Annotated in this window: 19 protein-coding genes; 13 read left to right on the forward strand and 6 right to left on the reverse strand. The window is 35.8% G+C overall.

The annotated features are described in order from the left end of the window. Nucleotides 1-169: 169 nt before the first annotated feature. From MWH30_RS06070 to MWH30_RS06085, 4 genes are all read left to right on the forward strand, one after another. Entirely contained in the window at nucleotides 170-766 is a 597-nt protein-coding gene (locus MWH30_RS06070; protein WP_248663167.1) for a tyrosine-type recombinase/integrase, read from the forward strand. A 63-nt stretch (nucleotides 767-829) separates the two neighbouring features. Continuing rightward, a complete protein-coding gene (locus MWH30_RS06075) occupies nucleotides 830-1,765 on the forward strand; it encodes an Rpn family recombination-promoting nuclease/putative transposase (protein ID WP_248663168.1) in 936 nt (311 codons plus the stop codon). 225 nt (nucleotides 1,766-1,990) lie between these two features. Next, on the forward strand, nucleotides 1,991-2,179 hold the full coding sequence (locus tag MWH30_RS06080; protein WP_248663169.1) for a hypothetical protein: 189 nt from the start codon (nucleotides 1,991-1,993) through the stop codon (nucleotides 2,177-2,179). Nucleotides 2,180-2,286: 107 nt separating this feature from the next. Further along, the gene (locus MWH30_RS06085) at nucleotides 2,287-2,826 is read left to right on the forward strand and encodes a hypothetical protein (protein ID WP_248663170.1); all 540 of its coding nucleotides are present in this window, start codon (nucleotides 2,287-2,289) and stop codon (nucleotides 2,824-2,826) included. 527 nt (nucleotides 2,827-3,353) lie between these two features. Here the strand turns inward: MWH30_RS06085 and MWH30_RS06090 are convergent. From MWH30_RS06090 to MWH30_RS06100, 3 genes are all read right to left on the reverse strand, one after another. After that, nucleotides 3,354-3,785, reverse strand: a complete 432-nt coding sequence (locus MWH30_RS06090) for a demethoxyubiquinone hydroxylase family protein (protein ID WP_248663171.1) — start codon at nucleotides 3,783-3,785, stop codon at nucleotides 3,354-3,356. 174 nt (nucleotides 3,786-3,959) lie between these two features. Beyond that, a complete protein-coding gene (locus MWH30_RS06095) occupies nucleotides 3,960-4,583 on the reverse strand; it encodes a LysM peptidoglycan-binding domain-containing protein (RefSeq protein ID WP_248663172.1) in 624 nt (207 codons plus the stop codon). A gap of 87 nt (nucleotides 4,584-4,670) precedes the next feature. After that, nucleotides 4,671-4,916 carry a hypothetical protein gene (locus tag MWH30_RS06100; protein ID WP_248663173.1) on the reverse strand — a complete coding sequence of 82 codons (246 nt, stop codon included), beginning with the start codon at nucleotides 4,914-4,916 and terminating at the stop codon, nucleotides 4,671-4,673. Between the two features lie 233 nt (nucleotides 4,917-5,149). Between MWH30_RS06100 and tsaA the strand changes: the two genes are divergently transcribed. The 6 genes from tsaA (at nucleotide 5,150) to MWH30_RS06130 (ending at nucleotide 11,646) form a co-directional block, all read left to right on the forward strand. Continuing rightward, a complete protein-coding gene (tsaA, locus tag MWH30_RS06105; protein ID WP_248663174.1) occupies nucleotides 5,150-6,253 on the forward strand; it encodes a tRNA (N6-threonylcarbamoyladenosine(37)-N6)-methyltransferase TrmO in 1,104 nt (367 codons plus the stop codon). Between the two features lie 22 nt (nucleotides 6,254-6,275). After that, complete coding sequence (locus MWH30_RS06110; protein WP_248663175.1) at nucleotides 6,276-7,829, forward strand: ABC transporter substrate-binding protein; 1,554 nt, start codon at nucleotides 6,276-6,278, stop codon at nucleotides 7,827-7,829. Then, entirely contained in the window at nucleotides 7,830-8,789 is a 960-nt protein-coding gene (locus tag MWH30_RS06115; RefSeq protein WP_248663176.1) for an ABC transporter permease, read from the forward strand. Beyond that, the gene (locus tag MWH30_RS06120) at nucleotides 8,789-9,571 is read left to right on the forward strand and encodes an ABC transporter permease (protein ID WP_248663177.1); all 783 of its coding nucleotides are present in this window, start codon (nucleotides 8,789-8,791) and stop codon (nucleotides 9,569-9,571) included. The genes MWH30_RS06115 and MWH30_RS06120 overlap by 1 nt, the downstream gene beginning before the upstream one ends. Before the next feature lie 25 nt (nucleotides 9,572-9,596). Continuing rightward, nucleotides 9,597-11,288: an ABC transporter ATP-binding protein gene (locus MWH30_RS06125; protein WP_248663178.1), complete on the forward strand. Its 1,692-nt coding sequence runs from the start codon at nucleotides 9,597-9,599 to the stop codon at nucleotides 11,286-11,288. Nucleotides 11,289-11,394: 106 nt separating this feature from the next. Further along, a complete protein-coding gene (locus MWH30_RS06130; protein ID WP_248663179.1) occupies nucleotides 11,395-11,646 on the forward strand; it encodes a hypothetical protein in 252 nt (83 codons plus the stop codon). 86 nt (nucleotides 11,647-11,732) lie between these two features. Here MWH30_RS06130 and MWH30_RS06135 read toward each other — a convergent pair whose 3' ends face one another. From MWH30_RS06135 to htpG, 3 genes are all read right to left on the reverse strand, one after another. Then, nucleotides 11,733-12,887: a baeRF7 domain-containing protein gene (locus tag MWH30_RS06135; protein ID WP_248663180.1), complete on the reverse strand. Its 1,155-nt coding sequence runs from the start codon at nucleotides 12,885-12,887 to the stop codon at nucleotides 11,733-11,735. Nucleotides 12,888-13,108: 221 nt separating this feature from the next. Continuing rightward, nucleotides 13,109-13,303, reverse strand: a complete 195-nt coding sequence (locus tag MWH30_RS06140) for a YwbE family protein (protein ID WP_248663181.1) — start codon at nucleotides 13,301-13,303, stop codon at nucleotides 13,109-13,111. A 23-nt stretch (nucleotides 13,304-13,326) separates the two neighbouring features. After that, nucleotides 13,327-15,234 (reverse strand): molecular chaperone HtpG, encoded by a 1,908-nt coding sequence (htpG, locus tag MWH30_RS06145; protein WP_248663182.1) that lies wholly within the window; start codon nucleotides 15,232-15,234, stop codon nucleotides 13,327-13,329. 248 nt (nucleotides 15,235-15,482) lie between these two features. Between htpG and MWH30_RS06150 the strand changes: the two genes are divergently transcribed. From MWH30_RS06150 to MWH30_RS06160, 3 genes are all read left to right on the forward strand, one after another. After that, complete coding sequence (locus MWH30_RS06150; RefSeq protein ID WP_248663183.1) at nucleotides 15,483-16,640, forward strand: MalY/PatB family protein; 1,158 nt, start codon at nucleotides 15,483-15,485, stop codon at nucleotides 16,638-16,640. Nucleotides 16,641-16,880: 240 nt separating this feature from the next. Further along, a complete protein-coding gene (locus MWH30_RS06155) occupies nucleotides 16,881-19,136 on the forward strand; it encodes a methyl-accepting chemotaxis protein (RefSeq protein WP_248663184.1) in 2,256 nt (751 codons plus the stop codon). 225 nt (nucleotides 19,137-19,361) lie between these two features. After that, nucleotides 19,362-19,772, forward strand: a complete 411-nt coding sequence (locus tag MWH30_RS06160) for an NADH-quinone oxidoreductase subunit NuoE family protein (RefSeq protein WP_248663185.1) — start codon at nucleotides 19,362-19,364, stop codon at nucleotides 19,770-19,772. Nucleotides 19,773-19,779: the final 7 nt, after the last annotated feature.

Genomic DNA, 19,779 nt, shown 5'->3' on the forward strand with positions numbered 1-19,779 from the left:
TTAGAGCTGTTAAGTCACTAATTTAATTTATCGAAAGAGGAGTCAAAAACTTTTACCTATAAAAACTTGACACAATCGGGTAACTAAGCCTATTTGAAATTACGCAATATTTATGTTAAAATGACAATATACGTTGCGTTATTTTGAGCTTGAAAAAGGGGGAAGAGCTGTGGCAAAAGTTGAACCGATTAGGAACAAAAGAAAGATAAAGCAGATCGTTAATCAATTAGCTGGAGCTGAAAAGTGGAGAGACTATGGTTTATTTATATTAGGAATTAATTTTGGTTTGAGAGTTGGTGATCTATTAAAACTGCAAGTGAAAGATGTTATAGATTCCAATGGTGATATCAAAGATGAGTTTGAGATACAAGAGGAGAAGACAGGTAAGTTTAACAGTATCACTATTAATAAATCTGCTCGGGAGTGTTTAGAGCTACTATTTGAAAAGTCACCTATCGGTGATGAAAAGGAAGACTACTTAATTTATAATACCCGCACCTTTCCAATAGGAGAAAAGTCCATCAGTAGAAGTCAGGCTTATAGAATAGTAAAGAGGATCTGCCAGTCAGTAGGACTAAACGACTTGAGGGTAGGGACTCACACTTTAAGAAAGACCTTTGGCTACCATTCCTGGAAAAATGGAATTAGCATTGAGGCTCTTCAGGAAAAGTTTAAGCATAGGTCTACGGAAACTACTAGAAAGTATCTAGGAATTGAAAAGAAGGATGTAGTAGCTACTTATAATGCTCTGGATGATTTATTTTAAGTAAAAACTATGGTATAATTATAATATAGCCAACAATAACTTAATCAGGGAAGTGTTACAGGTATGTCAAAAGAAAAGACTAAAGATAATATATTTAGAAAACTGTTTAGCGATAAGGATCTATTTAAGATGTTTTTAGATGATTTTATTGATAGAGATTGGGTTTCTGAAATAGATAAAGACGATATTGAGGTATTGCCTACAGAATACATTGATCTAATAGGGGCTAACAGAGAAAATGATATAGTTTATAGAATAAAGTTAGATGACGAAGAGGCATTTGTCTTTATAATGCTCGAACATCAATCAAAGACCGATTTTTTGATGCCCTTTAGACTGCTAGAATACATGACTAGATTATGGAGAGTATATATTGACGAAAACGCTGATGAAAGCGAAAATAAGCCTTTTAAATTACCTCCAATATTGCCAATAGTCTTTTATGATGGCGAAGGCAATTGGACAGCAGAAATTGAATTTAAAGATAAGGTTAAACATTACGAGATTTTTAAACAGCACATTCCTAACTTCAGCTATAAGCCTATAGTTTTAAATAATATCACTATAGAAGAATTAATAGAAAAAGGCAATGCAATATCTTTAATCTTAGCTATGGATAAAATTAAGACTGTAGAAGATCTAAAAGTAATAAAGCAACTCAAAGAAGAGTATTGGGAAGCACTAAAGGAAAGCTTAAAGCACAGTAATATATTAGAGAATGTTGCTTTGGCTATTAAGCACTTATTGTTAAAGGTTAATGTTCCTGAAGATGAAATTGAAGAAGTATTAAAAGTCTTCAAAGAAGGGAAGGTGAGAACTATGTTCCAGATGATCGAGGAATATGATGTTCAAAAGGTAAGATCTGAGGAAAAAGCAAAAGCAAAAAAAGAAATAGCTCAAAAAATGTTAAGAAAAGGTATAGATGTTCCAGATATAATTGATATTACTGGCTTAGATAAAGAAAAAATTGAAGAAATAAAAAAAGAGATAGGGCAGTAAATTAAAACTCTGGTTAACAGCTAGAGTTTATTATTGCAATTAAAGAGGGAGAAATTAGAGCAGACTAAAAGCGACTGGATGAAGAGATCAACAAAGCTATTGAAGTCCATAACTTGAAGCTGTTTATGATAAGATTAACTTGCCAATGTAATATCTTCAATCTTCTATTTAGATCAGAAAGGTGAAGTAGACGTACTACAAAGGCTCAAGGATTTAGTTGATGTTATGAAAAATATGAGCGAAGAAGAATTCACTTCAATAAAGAGATGGCTTATCAATATATCAGCTCCACTTCTGCCAGCAGGAAAGAAAGAAGAGTTAGAGAGAATCATTGAAGAATCAAAACCTTGGGAGGTGGAAAAGATGATTAGTAATTTTGCTAAAGATATTAATAAGCTCTATCTGATTAAATAGTTATTTTATACACTTTAACTTAGTGTCTAGCAGACAGGGGGAAGGTCAGGTTTAAGTGTTTTAAAGTTAGAGTTGGCTTAGGTAAAACTCAAAGGAGAGATGCATTAATGAATATTTTGGTTGAATCTTCATTTTCAGATAGGGTAGAAGAACAGATATTGAAAAACAATTGGGAAATGTACGACTTCATCAACAAGCAATTTAGAGAAAGGATACCTCCAAAGCACTTTTATAAGCTAAACTTGAAGATTAAAGAGCTTGAAGGAAAGCTAGAGCGGAAGTCTCTAGAGGTTAATGGTGAATTAGATGAAGATGAATTTATAGCCAGAACAAAACTAAGTGAAGATCCCGAAGATCCTTATGATTGCGAAGTAATGCTCAACTATTTTGATATCAAAAGAGAATATAATAAAAAAACTAGTTTTATTAATATGCTAATTCAAGAAGGCAAAATAAACTCTATTAAGGATACTTATTATTTTCTTCTATTTCATGAACTAGGTCACGTTATTACTTTTTATAATAACTTTGATAATTATTTAGAGGTTATCAATGGAGAAAGAGAGTATATTTTTGACGACGAAAACTTTGGAGAGTTTAAGGCTTGTAAGATATCAGAGGAGCTATTGTTTGATTGGCAGAATTAAAGTTTAGTTTAATTGTTTCAATTTTAAACTGTTCATCATAGGTTCTTCTTGATTTGGTCACGGTTATTTCCCCCTTGTGGAATAGTTATATTATACACCTTAACTTAGTATCTAGCAAACAGGGGGAAGGTCACTTGGATTCGGTAAGTAAACTATTTAGATTAAATTTAGCTTAGGTATTAGCAATATTAGAATATTAGTAGTTTAATTTTGATTAAAATTAGATTTTAAACTAGATAAATTAAAGCTTTAAATTTACTTGCCGAATTGAAGTTAATAACTAAGTTCAAAGTCAAGATCAAGGGCGGTTTGACGCAGACTAAAATCTGACTAAGTTCTGACTAGACCTTAAAGTCCTTTAGTTCTTTAATTCTTTTAAGGTTTTATGTTTTAGTCAGATTTTGTTCGAACTTAGTCACCCCAAGAGTACTTCCTCAGGGATTATCATCCCTTCAGGGCGCAGCGTCTAACAGAACTTGAACTTTATTTATCCTCTATCCTCTATCCTCTGTAAAAACATCTTCTTCCTATCTTTCTTGTTCCACTCTCTTTTCAAAGTTCTTTAAATGTTTTTGGTCTTCATTCATAATTTGCTTTACAAGCTGCTGGCTTTTCGAGTCGAGCTCATCGATACGGTCTTCATAGGCATGAACTCCTTTATCTTCGCCGTTATAGACCTGTTTGATTATATGTTTGGGCCCGCGCAGGGAGTTTATTATTGACTTTATCTTTGCCATCACCTTTGCTGTATCCATATCTGCTTTTGGAGTACCACCTAACTCTTTTATTCTATTTTTTAATTGCTGAGCATGTCTTCTATGGTCTTTGGCAAATCTTGCAAACATATCGGCTACCTGAGCATCCTGCTGGAGATTCTTTGTTTTGTGGTAGATATGTGCTGCCATATTTTCTCCCTTCAGAAGCTCATTTAATTTTTCGATAGACTTTTCTTTAGTCATAGATTTAGCCTCCTATGTGAAATTATTAGAGATTAGATAATTAGTTACTAGTTTTTCCAGTAATATTATCAATATTCATCTTTAATAATTCCATTCAAACTATTATTTTGCTACTCTTTAAAAGAATATAAGAAAATAATAGGAGGGCCAGATATCTGGCCCTCCTGCTTTACTTTAAAAATTAGTTATCCAGCCGCTTTGATTAGTAGACAGTTCTTCTGCTAATAAGGTTCTAGCAGTTGTACTGGTCTGGGGTGAAGTATTGATTAATTTAAGCTCAGTGTGTCTTAAGGTATTGGCAGCGATAGGTCTAAAGTCATTGCTTAAACCATAAATAGTGAGGTTTATTTCAGGTATTCTGGGTACTTCTATAACCACTTCATAGAAGAAGGCCCAAATATCAAATGCAAACTGGAATAAGCAGCCTGATGGAATAGTAATTTCAATAAAGTCAGCCACAGCTTTAGGACAGAAGTCTTTGTTGATTAACCAGATTCTAGCATTTATTTCTGTGGCGCTTTGATTCTGTATAATTACCCCCACAAATGACTGTTCTGCGGGATCAATAGCTAAGGGCCCTGTAGTATAGAGTAGCGGCTGTTCAGGAACACAGAGTACATCTCCGGGAAAGATTATATCTGGGTCAGTTATATGTGGATTAGCATTGATAAGAGCTTGAAGTGCTATATTAAACTGTTGGGCTATTAAAAACATGGTATCGTCTTCTTGGACAGTATAGCGTTCTTGAAATCCTGGTGGACAGCTTTCGGGAACTCTATTTGCTTGCTTATTACTCAATTTCTTTTCCTCCTCTTAATATTTATTATGATAATTCATTGTATGTATTTGAAGGTAATTTTGATAATTGAATAGTTTTGATGTTTTTTATTTACACATTATCGGTTGAGAAAATAATAGCTCATTATAATTACCGTGATGCTCTTCAGTTGTAGTTGGTGTCTTTTCTACTTCAATGCGAACAAAAATATTATTTTGTTCTTGATAACTAGCTGAGCTTCCGGTTGCTGTTTTTGTTACTCCTTGTTCAGTTATAAATCTAATTTCATCTGCCGGATTATTTAACTCTACTCTAATTAAGCCTTGCTCTGCTTCAATTTTGGTAAACTTCAAACCTGTATTTAAAAGAGAACAGAAAAAACTACCTATGGTGTTATTTTGTTAGTTATTATATTTGATATTAGCTAAAAAGATCCTGTTCTAATAAAGATTAAGATGTTTTTTAAGTATAAAAAATCTGATTTTAGGCAGGAATGATTAATTTAATAGAGAATAAATTATAATAGAGTGTTACAGATAGATATAAAGTGTTACTTATATTTATAATCTAAGGGGGAGAACTTAAAATGCTTAAAATTGAGAGTATAGGAGTAGTTAAGAGTAAGTTTAAAGAATCGGCTGATCCAGCAGAAATGCGAAAGCATGAAAGTACAATAGAGATTAAGCCAGAATATGAGGAAGGTCTTTATAGAATTGAAGAAAGTGATTATTTGCAGGTGATCTTTAACTTTCATCTTGCCGAAGGATATGAACTGAAGGCTGAAAGACGCTTTGGAGGAGTGAAAGGAGTCTTTGCTAGCAGGAGTCCTAAGAGACCATCTCCGCTAGCCATTACTACTGTAGAACTGTTAGCGAGACAGGGTAACAAGTTAAAGGTAAAGGGCTTGGATGCTATAGATGGAACTCCAATTGTTGATATTAAGCCCTATGCTGCTGTAATGGATACTCCGCAAGAGAATGTATTTACTAGAGCAGAGTTAAAAGAAGATCCGCGAGCTGAGATTAAGCAGTTGATTGCCCAGGAAGATATTGAAGGGCTGCTTATTAAGTCTGGTGAGCTGCATGGACACTTCTGTCCTTTAGTGGGCTTAGGAGTTAAGGTTGGAGTTTATGCTTTAGATAAGCTGGGTATTGATTCGGATGGTATGGAAGAGGTATTAGCAATTATAGAAACTAATAGCTGCTTTAGTGATGGTGTACAGTACGCTACAGGCTGTTCTTTTGGTAATAATGCTTTGATATATAGGGATTATGGTAAAACAGCGGTGACTATAACTACTCGCGAGGGTAAAGCGATTAGATTTATTCTTAAAGAAGATGAGGGGAGCTTTTTGGATAACTTATATCCAGAGGCGAGAGAGCTTTTTGAAAAGGTAGTAGTTAATAGAGAAGGTAGTGCTGAGGATAAGGCTAAGCTGAATGAAAAATGGAATCAGATTTCTTTTGAAATTATTGAGGAGCCTATTGAAGAGCTCTTCTATATCGAAGAGGATGTGGAAGTGGAGATTCCGGAGTATGCTCCTATTTTTGAAGATAAGTTCTGTACTGAGTGTGGGGAGAAGATTATGGGCCCTAAGGCCGTAAATAAAGAAGATGGAGACTACTGTATTAGCTGCTCAGAAGAAAGCTACTTACAGCTTGATGGGCGCGGCTTAAACATAATTAAATAATTTATCAAAAGAGGGGTTAACAATGAAGAAAAGCTTATCAATTATATTAGTAGTAGTTTTGGTAGTTGGTATGGGAGCTTTTTTATCAGGTTGTGGTCAAGAAACTGAAGTGGAGATAGTTAGGATCGGTGATGAAAATGGAGACTGGGGTTATCCTACCCCCCATGGACATTATCTTAGAGGGCCCGGTTATTTACGAATGAGCTTTATCTTTGATACTTTAATTTGGAAGGATGAGAACGGTTTTGTTTCAGCCTTAGCCGAAGACTGGGAATATGATGAAGAAGAGAACTGCTTTATCTTTGAGTTGCGTGATGATGTAAGGTGGCATGATGGGGAGGACTTTACTGCACAAGATGTAGCCTTTACTTTTGATTATCTACAAAAGCATCCTTATCCCTGGGCCAACCTAGACTCTGTAGAAAAGGTGGAGCTAATAGATGATTATCAAGTTAAAGTCTATCTCAGTCAGGCCCATGCTCCTTTTTTAGAACGAGTAGCTGGAGTAATGCCTATTTTACCTGAACATATCTGGGCTGAGGTAGAAGAGCCGGCGGAGTTTACTGGTGAAGAGGCTGTGGTTGGTACGGGGCCTTACGAGCTATTAGAGTATGATCAAACTCAGGGCAGCTACCATTATGCAGCTAATCAAAACTATTATGGTGGAGAGCCTATTGCTGAAGAACTAATGTTCGTAGAAAGCAGCAACCCTGAAATGGCACTTCAACGTGGTAATATAAATGCAGCTGGAGTAATGGCTGAAGCTATACCAGAGCTTGAACAACAGGGTTTTGAGTTAATAACTGGAAATCATTTTTGGGCGGCTAAGCTAATGATGAATCAGCACCAAGAGCCTTTTGATCAACGAAAGTTTAGGCAGGCTTTAGCCTATGCAATTGATCGCGAAGAGTTAGTTGAGAGAGGATTAAGAGGTTATGGAATCGCAGGAAGTCAAGGGTTAATTGCGCCCGAAAGCAGATGGGCAGCCGAAGATTTACCTGAATATGCTTATAGTCCTGAAAAAGCTAAAGAATTAATTGAAGAGCTAGGCTATACTATGGAGGATGGAATCTATACTAAGGGTGATCAAAGGCTAGAATTTACTCTTCTAAGCTTTGAGGATAGGATTCCGGAGATTATTAAGCAGAATCTAGCCAAAGTAGGTATTGAAATTGAACTTAGAGTATTGGACACAGCTTCTTTAGATGCTCGAGTCGATGACTGGGACTTTGATTTAGCAATGAGCGGGCATGGAGCATTAGGAGGAGACCCGATGGTTCTTAATCAAATGATTTTAGATGATGATCCTAAGAGTGTTCGCTTTGAAGAAAATCAGGATTTGCTTGATAAGCTAAATCAGCAGTTAAGAATAATGGATGAAGATAAGAGGTTAGAGATGGTAAAGGAGATTCAAAGTATTTATGCTGAAGAAATGCCGGCAGTAACACTTTATTATCCAGAAGACTACTGGGCTATAGACGATACTATTGATTGGTTTTATACTGAAGGAGGAGTTGCCATAGGAATCCCTTTACCTCTAAATAAGTTATCATTGATTGAGAGGGATATTAATTAAATGAAAGCTAAGAAACTGTCAGGTTATATAATTGCGCTAATAATTATTCTACTGTTGAACTTCATGCTGCCTAGATTGATGCCTGGAGATCCTATAACGGTGATGTATGGGGATGCTTTAACTGAACTTACTCCAGAAATGAGAGCAGCTTTAGAAGAGAGACATGGCTTGTCCCAGTCTCTCTTTAATCAATTTTTAAACTATTTAAAGGATATTGGGCTAAATTGGGACTTAGGTTACTCATTTTATTATGAAAGACCAGTTACTCAGATAATTAACAACTATTTGCCTTGGACCTTACTATTAGTGTTGAGTAGTCTAATCTTATCTACTCTGTTGGGTTTTATATTGGGAGTAGAGTCCGGTTGGGATTATAGACAGCGTCGCGACAAAGCGCTATTAATAGTGTTATTAATAGTTAATGGAATGCCTGGAATTGTATTAGGTTCTATACTACTAATTATCTTTGCCTGGCAGTTGGGCATATTTCCGCTGGGAGGGGCTATAACTCCTCATGCTGGCTATACAGGTCTAGCCTGGCTAAGAGACATTTTATATCATTTAGTTTTGCCCTTACTTACTTTAGTTTTAACTAGACTACCCGGTAGCTATCTATTGATGCGCAGTTCCATGTTTGGGGTTGTAGAGCAGCCCTTTATAGACCTGGCTCGAGCTAAGGGCTTAAAAAAACAAAGGGTTAAGTATGTCCATGGAGCCCGGAATGCAATAGTTCCTTTTTTGACTCAGTTGGGAATTAGATTTAGCACTTTTTTGGGAGGGGCCCTATTTATAGAAAATATATTTTCCTATCCTGGAATGGGAGAGCTAATCTACAGAGCGCTGTTAAATAGAGACTATCCCTTGTTACAGGGTTCGTTATTTTTACTAACACTGATGGTATTATTAATAAACTTTTTAACTGATCTACTAATTGTTAAAGTAGATAAAGGAGGATTTTGATGAGGAGAGTCGGGTTAGCTCTAGTGGGCATAATTTTAATTATAGCTATTTTTGCTCCTTTAATTGCTCCCTATACTCCGACTGAGTATGTAGGGCAGTCTCTTCTAGCTCCTAATAGCAGTTACTTATTAGGTACTAATGATCTAGGTGAAGATATTTTTAGTCGCTTATTATATGGGGCTAGAACTTCAGTAAGTATTGGTTTTTTTACTGCTCTATTAGCTACCTTTTTTAGTCTGCTGATTGGAGTTACTTCAGCTCTATTTGCAGGGGTTTATGATCTTTTTTGGATGAGATTAATCGATGCTTTGTTAGCAATTCCAACAGTTTTAATAATAATATTAATTGCAGCTTTTTTTCGGGTCTCTTTGTGGGGGATGATCATTATATTATCTTTATTATCTTGGCAGCAAGGAGCGCGGGTAATTAGAAATCAAAGTAAATCTTTATTAAAAAGCAACTTTATTTTGGCAGCACAGGGTTTTGGAGCTGGTAAGCTACATATTACCTTGAAGCACCTCTTATCTCATTTGCTACCTCTGCTTTCAGTGCAGCTGTTGATGGTTTTTCGACGGGCCGTATTTTTGGAAGCTGGAATGTCCTTTTTAGGAGTAGGAGATCCAAGTTTAGTAAGCTGGGGAAGGATGATTCGACAGGCTTTAGAGTATATCTATTTAGGAAGCTGGAGCTGGTGGTTACTGCCTCCAGGAGTCTTATTAACCTTGACTATTTTAGGGGTTGTGCTGTTGGAGTACGGTAGAGATTCACAAAGATCAATTTAAGCTTAGTATTGAGGGGGAATTAAGTATGCTGGAGCTAAAAGATTTACAGGTGGAATACGGGAATACTAAGGTTTTAAATAGTATCAGTTTAGAGATTGAAGAGGGAGAAAAGGTGGGTATTATTGGCGAAAGCGGAGCTGGCAAAACTACTTTAGGCTTAAGTGTCATGGGCTTAACCCAGGGTGAAGTTGGAGGGCAGATTATTTTCAAGGGTCAGAACTTGTTAGCTGCTAAACAGCAAGACTGGGCAGAACTACGTTGGCAGCAGATAGCTATGGTAATGCAGAATGTAGACAATATACTAAATCCTGGTTATACTATTTTAAGTCAGGTAGCAGAGCCTATTATTCAACATGAGAACTTAACTAAGAGTGAGGCTATCTTTAGAGCGGAGAGATTACTAAAGCAGACTGGATTAACTCGGGCTAAGATGAAGCTATATCCAGATAGTCTTAGTGGTGGAGAAAGGGCCCGGGCATTGATAGCCATGGCCTTAGCTAATGATCCTGAATTTATTATCTTTGATGAACCTACTGCTGCTTTAGATTTTTTAACTAAAGAAAAAATTGCTACTTTGATTAAAGAGGTTAGCAAAGAAAAGACTACACTGATTATCTCTCATGACTTCTTTTTATTGAAAGAATTAGTAGATAAAATTGCGGTACTCTATCAAGGAAAAATAGTAGAGTTAGCTGAAACGGAGGAAATTTTGCAAAAACCGACCCATCCCTATACTAGAGCCTTAATTAGATCCTATCCTACTATGCATCGTACTCAGGAGTTACAAGGAGTGAGGAGAGGAAATAAAGAGCATGCAGGCAAAGGATGTCCTTTCTATGCTCGTTGTACTCAGTCCTTGGATCTTTGTGCTCTAAAGGAGCCACAGTTGCAAAAGATGGAGCCGGCTCAACGCTTTTTAGCCTGTCATCGAGATGGAATTGTAGAAGTAATTAGAACTCGAGGATTAACTAAGGAGTATACTCAAGATGGATTATTTACTAAAGATTCCTTTAAAGCTGTAAATGAAGTAGACTTGAGTATTAAAGAAGGAGAGATAGTTTCTCTGGTAGGGGAGAGCGGTTCCGGCAAGAGTACTTTAGCCAAATCGATTGCCGGCTTAACTCCTCATTCTGAAGGAGAAATTATTTTTAAAGGAGAGAGTTTGGCTAACTGGAAGCAAAAAGCTTTAGAATTTCATAGTCAGGTGCAGATGATCTGGCAAGATCCGGCTAGTTCATTTAATAGTAAGTTAAGTATTTTAGAAATTTTGATTGAACCTTTACAGATTCAAGGTATAAAAGATAAGGAGATACGGTTGAAGAAGGCTAAAAAAGTCTTAAGAGAGGTCTATCTGCCTGAGGATGAAAGCTTTCTTAGTAGTGAAAGCACTTCTTTGAGCGGTGGTGAATTACAGAGATTGGCTATTGCTAGAGCATTGGTCTTAGAGCCTAAGCTGCTGATTGCCGATGAGCCTACTTCAGCTTTAGATCCTGGGGTGCAAGCCCAAGTTCTGAAATTATTACTGGAGTTACAGAATCAAGAAGGTTTGGCTATGTTATTTATTACTCATGATATAGCCCTAGCTCGTAAAGTTAGTGATCGAATTTTAGTGATGTATGAAGGAAAGATAGTAGAGCGGGGCAATGCAGTTAGAGTAATTAATCGACCTCAACATAGTTATACTAAGCGCTTATTAACTGCTGCTAATTCTTTTTAATAAAGTCTGCTCTACTTAATTTGAGAAGCTAATTTTTGCAGGAAAGATTAGTTATCTGTAGAAGTATATCATTAAGAGAAATTACTTCTTAAAGGAGGAGATATTAATGGATAATCAGGAAGTTGAATTAGCTAAATTGTCCAAAGAAGAACTGGAAGAAATTAAGCAGGTAGAGGATAAGCTAGCTGCTAAGCTCGGTCGTAATGTGGCTTTAGTAGCCTTTGAATCTGTGGAAGACTATGTGCCAGCTGAGTTGAGTGAAGAAAAGCTAAAGAAAGTGAAAAACTTGGAAGAGGAATTAGCTGCTGATGAGGATACTAAAATGGCTTTGGTTGCTTTTGAGCTTCAGAGGTCATAGTGAAATAGATTCATTTTTGTATTTTTAAAAGCCGGGCCCGATTTGTCTAATAGCGGGCCCAGCTTTTAAATTTATAGCCTAATGATTTAAAATCTATAAATAGCCAGAATTTCTTTTTCTTCAGGCATCATCTCTGCCTCTAGGATGTGAACATTCCCCCCGGCATTAAGGGTCTTGAGAGCTGCGAAGTTATACAGATCATAGTTTTCTGAATCTGCTTCATTAGCCAGTAGTACTTCATTTTTTTCGAGATTATATTTGCCCCATTGTAGCGCGTCCTTCTTTAACAATAATTTGTCTACCTTACTAAAAACAGCAGCCTTAATAATAGCTGATAAGTCTTCAGAAGTTTTTTCGGTAGCCTTAAGTTCATTATAGCGAGATATTACTTTTTGCTTTTTTTCATTAAAGTGCGATTTCATCAACTGCCAGGACTGCTGATGTATTTCTTTTGCTTGCAGTTTATCGGGATTACCGCGAATAAAACCATCCATCATCTTTGAATAGGAATTTACCTGCTTATATAAAGGGAAAAGCTCTTTTACACACATTAAAACTAAAGCTTTATTATCTTTATTTAGCTGATCATTTAGACCTTGCTCAACTTGGCGTAAGTATCTTAATAAATATTCTTTATTATCTTCTCTAGTACTTCCCTGGCCATGAAAGATAGCTTTTGTTCTCCCACTGTCACTGTGACTGCGATATTGAAGTGTCTTTTCTCTATCATCGTACTTTAGCGCTTCATCTATATTTTTGGGCACTTCATCAACTTCGATTTTCTTTATACTTTCTTTGTTGCACTGAAAAAATCGGTTATTATTTCTACTTAAAGCTAATACATTATAGCTACGTTCAGACTGTAATTCAGGGATTATTTGCTTTATATTAAAGTGTTTACTTACAAAGACTTGATCTTTAACTGCAATTGAAAGCTGATAATAAGAGGAGATATCCGGGGAAATAAAGATGGCTAGACCTTCATTTTGATGTTGCCAGAAAGTTCTTTCGCCAATTAATATTTTAGCACTTTCTAAAAATTCTTCTTTTTCTTTGTTTTTAAAATCCCAGTCTTTTTCTAATTTTCTTTCAACTTCGGAAAGGAGGTTCTTATACTTGATGGACATATTTTTGATTTCAGAACTTGCTGCTTTTTTAGTTTTCATGTAAAGTGAAATACAGGGTTCTTTTTCATAAGCCATCAACTTTTCAATATCTTCTTTTCCTTTAATTTCATTCATACTAATTCCCCCTTATAAAATAGAGTTATAGTAGTTGAAAATTAATACTTGTATAACAATATTCTAGTTATTTCTAGAAAATCCTGCCTAGACTATTTTTTAGTTGGAGTATTTAGCTACTTTAGTTGTAAACTAGAGTAGTATCTACTGTATAATATGATTTTGAATATAAAGTAAAAGACTGGCCTATATAGACCAGTCCTTTTAAATATTATAAACTTTTAAGAGTTTATACTTTTTACTCTACCCACTATTCCACTTTTAAGACGTACTTTAATTCCGTGGGGATGAGTAGCAGAATTAGTTAAAATGTCCTTAACGACACCTTCAGTTAATTTTCCCGAATTCTGATCCTGCTTTTGCACAACTGAAACACTAAGTCCAGGCTTTATATCCTTGCGGCGTTTTCCATCCATTGATTATTACCTCCATTCATTTTCTAGTCGGCTTTAACCATCAATTCTGTAATTTTATCACTAAATTTAACTGGGTCTTCCGGAGTAAATCCTTCTATCAACGAAGCTAAGGAGTATAATAGTTCGCTATACTCAGCTAATTCCTCCGAATTTCCTTGGTGGTTATAGATTGTTTCTAGCTTATTAAAGAGTTCATGCTGAGGATTAATTTCTAGAATGCGTTGAGCCTGGCCCATATTTTTATCCATTCTCTGTAGTACCTTTTCCATAGACATGCTCATTCCCATATCTCCACTGACTAAGCAAACAGCACTGGACTTCAAGCGCTTACTTAAGCGAACTTCATCCACTTTATTTTCCAGATTTTCTTCAATTGCTGTTAATAGCTCTGCGGCTTCATCTTCATCAAGCTCAGTATCTTGCTCCTCATCTTCTAAGTCTAAATCGCCGCGCAAAACTGATTTGAACTCTATACCTTCATACTCTCTTAAGCTATCGATGGCAAATTCGTCTATTTCATCAAAGAAATACAGCACCTCTAGTCCTTTTTCTTGCAGTAGTTCCATTTGCGGTAGCTTTTCTACTGTTTGCTCATCTTCGCCGGTTACATAATAGATTACTTCTTGCTCTTCTTCCATTCGTTCAACATATTCTGCTAAGGTAATTAGCTTACCTTCAGAATGAGAAGAAGGGAAGACTAATAAATCCACTAACTCCTCCTGTTCTGAGCCGTAGTTAGTGTTAATCCCACTTTTAATTAATTGGCCAAACTCATTCCAAAACTGCTTATACTGCTCCGACTCATCAGCCAGCATGCTCTTTAGTTGTTTTAAGACGGCTTTCTTTAGATTTTTACTAATTATCTTTAACTGCTTATCGTTTTGCAAGGTCTCCCGAGATAGATTCAAAGTAAAGTCTGGGGAATCCACTAAACCACGTACAAAACGCAGATAATCAGGTAATAATTGCTGACAGTTATCCATTACAAAGTTATTTTTGGAGTATAGTCTAAGCCCTTGATTAAAGTCCTCCGCAAAGATATTTGCTGGAGCTTGTTGAGGGATAAAGAGTAAGGTGGAGTATTTAACTAATCCCTCTACCTGACTATGTATTACTTCTAGTGGTTCATTCCAGTCCTTAAAGACTTCTTTATAAAACTCATTGTACTCCTCATCTTCAATCTCATTTTTATTTCTAGTCCACAAGGGCTTCATAGTATTTAAGGTTTTAACTTCAGTTTGCACTTCACCTTCTTCATCCTCTTCTTTAAACTTCATTTTAATTGGATACTCTACATAGTTAGAATACTTTTTGACTAACCTTTCTATGTTGTGCTGTTTAGTTAAGTCGATTTCATCTCCGTCGCTAGTAAAGTCCTCTCTGAGGTGAAGTTTGATAGTAGTGCCTCGCTTTGCTTTATCGATCTCTTCTATAGTATAAGTACCGTCTCCTGTGGACTCCCATTTAACTCCGCTATCTTGCTTAGGAGCTCTAGTAATTAGGGTTACCTTCTCAGCTACCATGAAGGAAGAGTAAAATCCAACTCCGAACTGACCGATTAAATTTACAGCATCCTCTTTTTCTGCTTCTTGTTTTTGTAATTTTTCTATAAACATCTGTGATCCCGATTGAGCGATGGTACCAATGTTTTCCACAACTTCATCGTAGGTCATGCCGATTCCGTTATCTTCGATAATAAATACATTGTTAGCTTCATCAATATCCAGCCAAATTTCAAAATCGGAGTCTCCTTCTAAAATATCTGTTTCGGTTAGTGATTGAAATTTCACCTTATCGATGGCATCGGAAGCATTAGCAATTAGTTCTCTTAAAAAGATTTCCTGGTTGGTATAAATAGAGTTAATCATCAAATCAAGCATCTTTTGGGTCTCAGTTTGAAACTCTTTTTCTTCTACTTGTTCAGTTGTCATTTATTTTTTCCTCCTTATTTAATCAATTTTAATCCTTGTCCAGAATATATTGTAGCATTAGCTACTATTTATTGTCAAATGACATTTGCTAATATTAAGATTTTTTAGCTATAAATAATAAGAGGTTTAATTAAATTATACTTAAAGGCTTAAGTTTTTATTTAAATATCTTTGGCTAACAAGGAAAATTGATCTTTGCTATTGAATTAAAACTATGTACTTCGATAGGAAAAGGGGGGATTATTCAAATGTATAACTTTGATGAATTAATAGAGCGTCGTAATACAGATTCTCTGAAGTGGGATAAAATTAAAGATGAAGATATGTTACCTATGTGGGTTGCCGATATGGACTTTAAGGCTCCGCCAGCAGTAGTGGAGGCTTTGATAGAAAGAGCTAGTCACGGTATATATGGTTACGCTGAACTCCAGGATTCTTATTATCAAGCGGTTATTGATTGGCTGGAGAGACGTTATAATTGGCAGGTAAAGCAGGAGTGGATTTTTACCAGTCCAGGAGTAGTTCCGGCTTTGCATATTTTAGTTAGGGCCCTAACTAAGCCCGGGGATAAAGTAATTATTCAATCGCCAGTTTACTACCCGTTCTTTGAAGTAGTAGAAAATAACGGTCGGCATGTACTTAATAATACTCTTGTTTATGATGGTAAGCGGTATAGGATGGATTATCAAGAGTTAGAGAAGCAATTAGATTCTAGAGTTAAGCTGATGATACTCTGTAACCCTCATAATCCAGTGGGCAGAGTCTGGGCAGCAGAAGAGTTGAGACGATTAGGAAAAATATGTGTTGAAAATGGGATAGTAGTAATTGCTGATGAAATTCATTCCGATTTGGTCTTTGCAGGTCATGAGCATCAAGTTTTTACTACTTTAGCTACAGAGTTTAAAGAAAATTCTATAGTCTGTAATGCTGCTAGTAAGACCTTTAACTTAGCTGGAGTGCAAACTTCAAATATCATTATTCCTAATCCAAAGTTGCGGACAGCCTTTCAACATGGTTTAGATCAGACTGGAATTGAAAGACCTAATGTATTTGCTATTACGGCTTTAAAAGCAGCTTATAACCATGGTGAGCAGTGGTTAGAGGACTTGTTGTTATATCTACAAGAAAATCTCAAATTTTTACTAAGCTATATCCAAAAAAATATTCCTCAGGTAGAGATTATTGAGCCAGAAGGAACTTATTTAGTTTGGCTAGACTTTAGAAATTTGGGGTTAGAGGATAGGGAGTTGGATAGTTTGTTAAGAAATGAAGCTAAATTATTTCTCAATCCTGGTCATATCTTTGGAGCAGGGGGGAGTGGATTTCAAAGATTAAATATAGCCTGTCCTCGGAGCAGATTAAAAGAAGGCTTGGCTAGATTAGCTGAAGTGATTAATAGATATTAGCAAATTTATTTTGTATTATAGCAACAGGTCTTTTTTGTTAAGGGATGTTAAAACTAACATTGTATTATTTGGCCTTTTGTGATAAAATGTACATATTTAATAAAACATAAATTTGATTATTTGAACTAGAAATAAGGGAAGGGGGAAGCTAGCAGGGCCCAGCCTGAGGATACTACTTATTTGCAGAAATTTATTTAGGCTAGGAAGTTAATCCAATTCATTTAGAGGGGGTTTAAAAGTATGTTTAATGCAAGCAATAATATAAGCTTTAAAAAGCAGATTATAGTCTATTTTTCCTTGATGTTATTAGTTAATATTATCTTTAGTTTCTACTTATTATTTGTAGGTTGGCGTTTTCAGTCTAATAATCTAGAACTGATATATCCCTTTATATTTGCTGTACTTTCATTAATCTTAGGTTTGAGCTTGATTAAGTTAATTAATAAGCGAATAAACAGCTTTTTAGATAAGATTAAGCAAAACAATAACTCTTTTCAAGAGACGATCAACACCTCAACAACTGCAGTTCAAGAAATGGTAGGTAGTAATGAACAGTTAAAAGAGCAGATCAATAACTATTTTTCCAGTGTTAGCCAACTTAATCAGGCCAATGATGAGGGGAATGAAGCTGTTAACGAAGTAAGAGACACAATGAGAGACTCCGCTACTGCTATTGAAGAAATAGCCAAAACAGCTCAAGACATGGCAGCTAATAGTGAAGAACTAAAAAAGCAGATTAGCGACTGCTTTGCAAATATTAGACAGCTCAATCAGGCTAATAGTGAAGGGAGTGAAGCCGTTAGAGAAGTTAGAGATATAATGAGGGTTTCTGCTACTGCTGTTGAGGAGATAGCTAAATCAGCTCAAAACATGGCAGATAGTAACAGTGAACTTCAGGAACAGATTAGCGACTGCTTTGCAAATATTAGACAGCTTAATCAGGCTAACAGTGAAGGCAGTGAATCTGTTAAGGAAGTAAGAGATACAATGAGAGACTCTGCTACTGCTGTTGAGGAGATAGCTAAATCAGCTCAAGACATGGCAGATAATAACAGCCAGCTTCAGGAGCAGATTAGCGACTGCTTTGCAAATATCAGACAGCTTAATCAGGCTAACAGTGATGGGAGTGAAGCTGTTAAAGAAGTAAAGACTACTATGAAGGAATCAGCTACTGCTGTTGAGGAGATAGCCCAAGAAATTGAGCAGGTGGCTACAGTAGTTGAAGATTTAGCAGCTAATGCTGAAAATGTTCAAAATGGAGCTGGTAACTGTTTAAATGCAGTGGAGAATACTCACAGTCTAATTAAAGAAGGTAACGATATTTTAGATACTTCAATCGAAGCAACTAATGAGTTGCAGAATAAAGTTGAAAGTGTTGATATTATCTCAGAGTCTATTAGAGAAATAACTGAGCAGACTAACTTATTATCATTGAATGCAGCAATTGAAGCGGCTAGAGCTGGAGAACACGGGGAGGGTTTTGCAGTTGTAGCTGATGAAATAAGAGAATTAGCGGCTAAAAGTAATGAGTCTACAATAAAAATTCAGAATATTTTGGAAGAAATCAAGACTGAAGTTGATAAAGTTCGTAATCTATTGAATAATAACTTCAATGAATGTAGATGTGTTAATGAGGTTTTTAAGGAGATTGCCAGTGGTTGTGATACAGTTTATTCGGCAATGAAAAATATGGTTGAATTAGCTGATGAACAAGCAGTACAGACTCAGGAATCAAGTGCTTCAGTAGAAGAAATCTCAGCCAACTCTGAAGAGGTTGCTGCCCAGGTAGAAGAGGTATTGAGTAGTATAGGGGAGGTTTCTGAACAGTTTGAGGAAACAATGGAAGCTAGTAAAGAGTTAGATGAAGTAATAGATGGAGTTGAGGATATTAATAAGGAGTTTGGTGATTCTATTCAAGAACAGGCTTCTAATTCAGAGGAAGTTTCCGCCCAGCTAGAAGAAGTATTTGCTTACATTGAAGAGATATCTGAACAGTTTGAGGAAACAGTGGAGGCTAGTAAAGAGCTGGATGGAATAATAGGTGGAATTGAAGATACTAATAATGAGTTTAGTAATTCTATTCAGGAGCAATCCGCCAATTCAAAGGAAGTTTCGGCTCAGGTGGAGGAAGTACTTAGCTGTATGGATGATATATCTGAACAGTTTGAGGAAACAGTGGAGGCTAGTAAAGAGTTGGATGGAGTAATAGATGTAATTGAAGATACTAATAATGAGTTTAGTAACTCTATTCAAGAACAGGCTTCCAATTCTGAGCAAGCTTCGGCCCAGGCAGAAGAAGTTCTTAATTATTTAGGGGAAATATCTGAACAGTTTGCAGAAACAATTGAAGCTAGCAAAGAGCTGGAGACAATAATAGATATAATTGAGACTACTAACGATAAATTTAGCGCAAGTATTCAAGAGCAAAAGATAAATTCAGAAGAATTCCTAACAATACTTGATGAATTTTTATTACAGATTAAGTATTTAGGTTAGTCCTAAAAAGTAAGGTTTCTGTACTTAAATGCAGAAACCTTACTTTTTGTTTAATTTGGTTAAAATTAGGGGAATTGTTGATTATGAGGAGGGATTTAGTTAGTATTTCTAGAATAATGTCACTAATATCTATTATAGCTATTTTTACTTTTTTTAAATAAAGTGAATAAATGAACTATTATATAATGCTGCTTAAAACTATCAATAAGTTAAGGGGGGATTAAAGTGGGAGATGTTAGTTTTTTGGAAAGGCTGCATAATTTGCAGGACACTTATGGCTATATTCCTGAAAAGGAGATTGTTAGCTTAGCTGAAGAGTATGATGTACCGAAGGCTAAAATTTTTGGGGTGATTAGTTTCTATTCCATGCTTTATACTGAACCTACAGGAAAGTTTATTGTTAGGGTTTGTGATAGTCTCTCTTGTTATCTTAATGAATCCGATGATTTGGTGAGAGCCGTTAAAGACTATCTAGGCATTGGACACGGTGAAACTACTGAGGATAAGAGATTTACTTTGGAAGTGGTAGAGTGTTTAGGTTATTGTGGTGAGGGCCCGGTGATGATGATCAACGATAAGGTTTATACCTATGTCAGCGAAAAAAAGGCTTTGAATATTCTTAGTAACTGCTTGTAAAGGAGGG

This window comes from Fuchsiella alkaliacetigena (genome assembly GCF_023227765.1).
Lineage (GTDB): Bacteria > Bacillota > Halanaerobiia > Halobacteroidales > Acetohalobiaceae > Fuchsiella > Fuchsiella alkaliacetigena.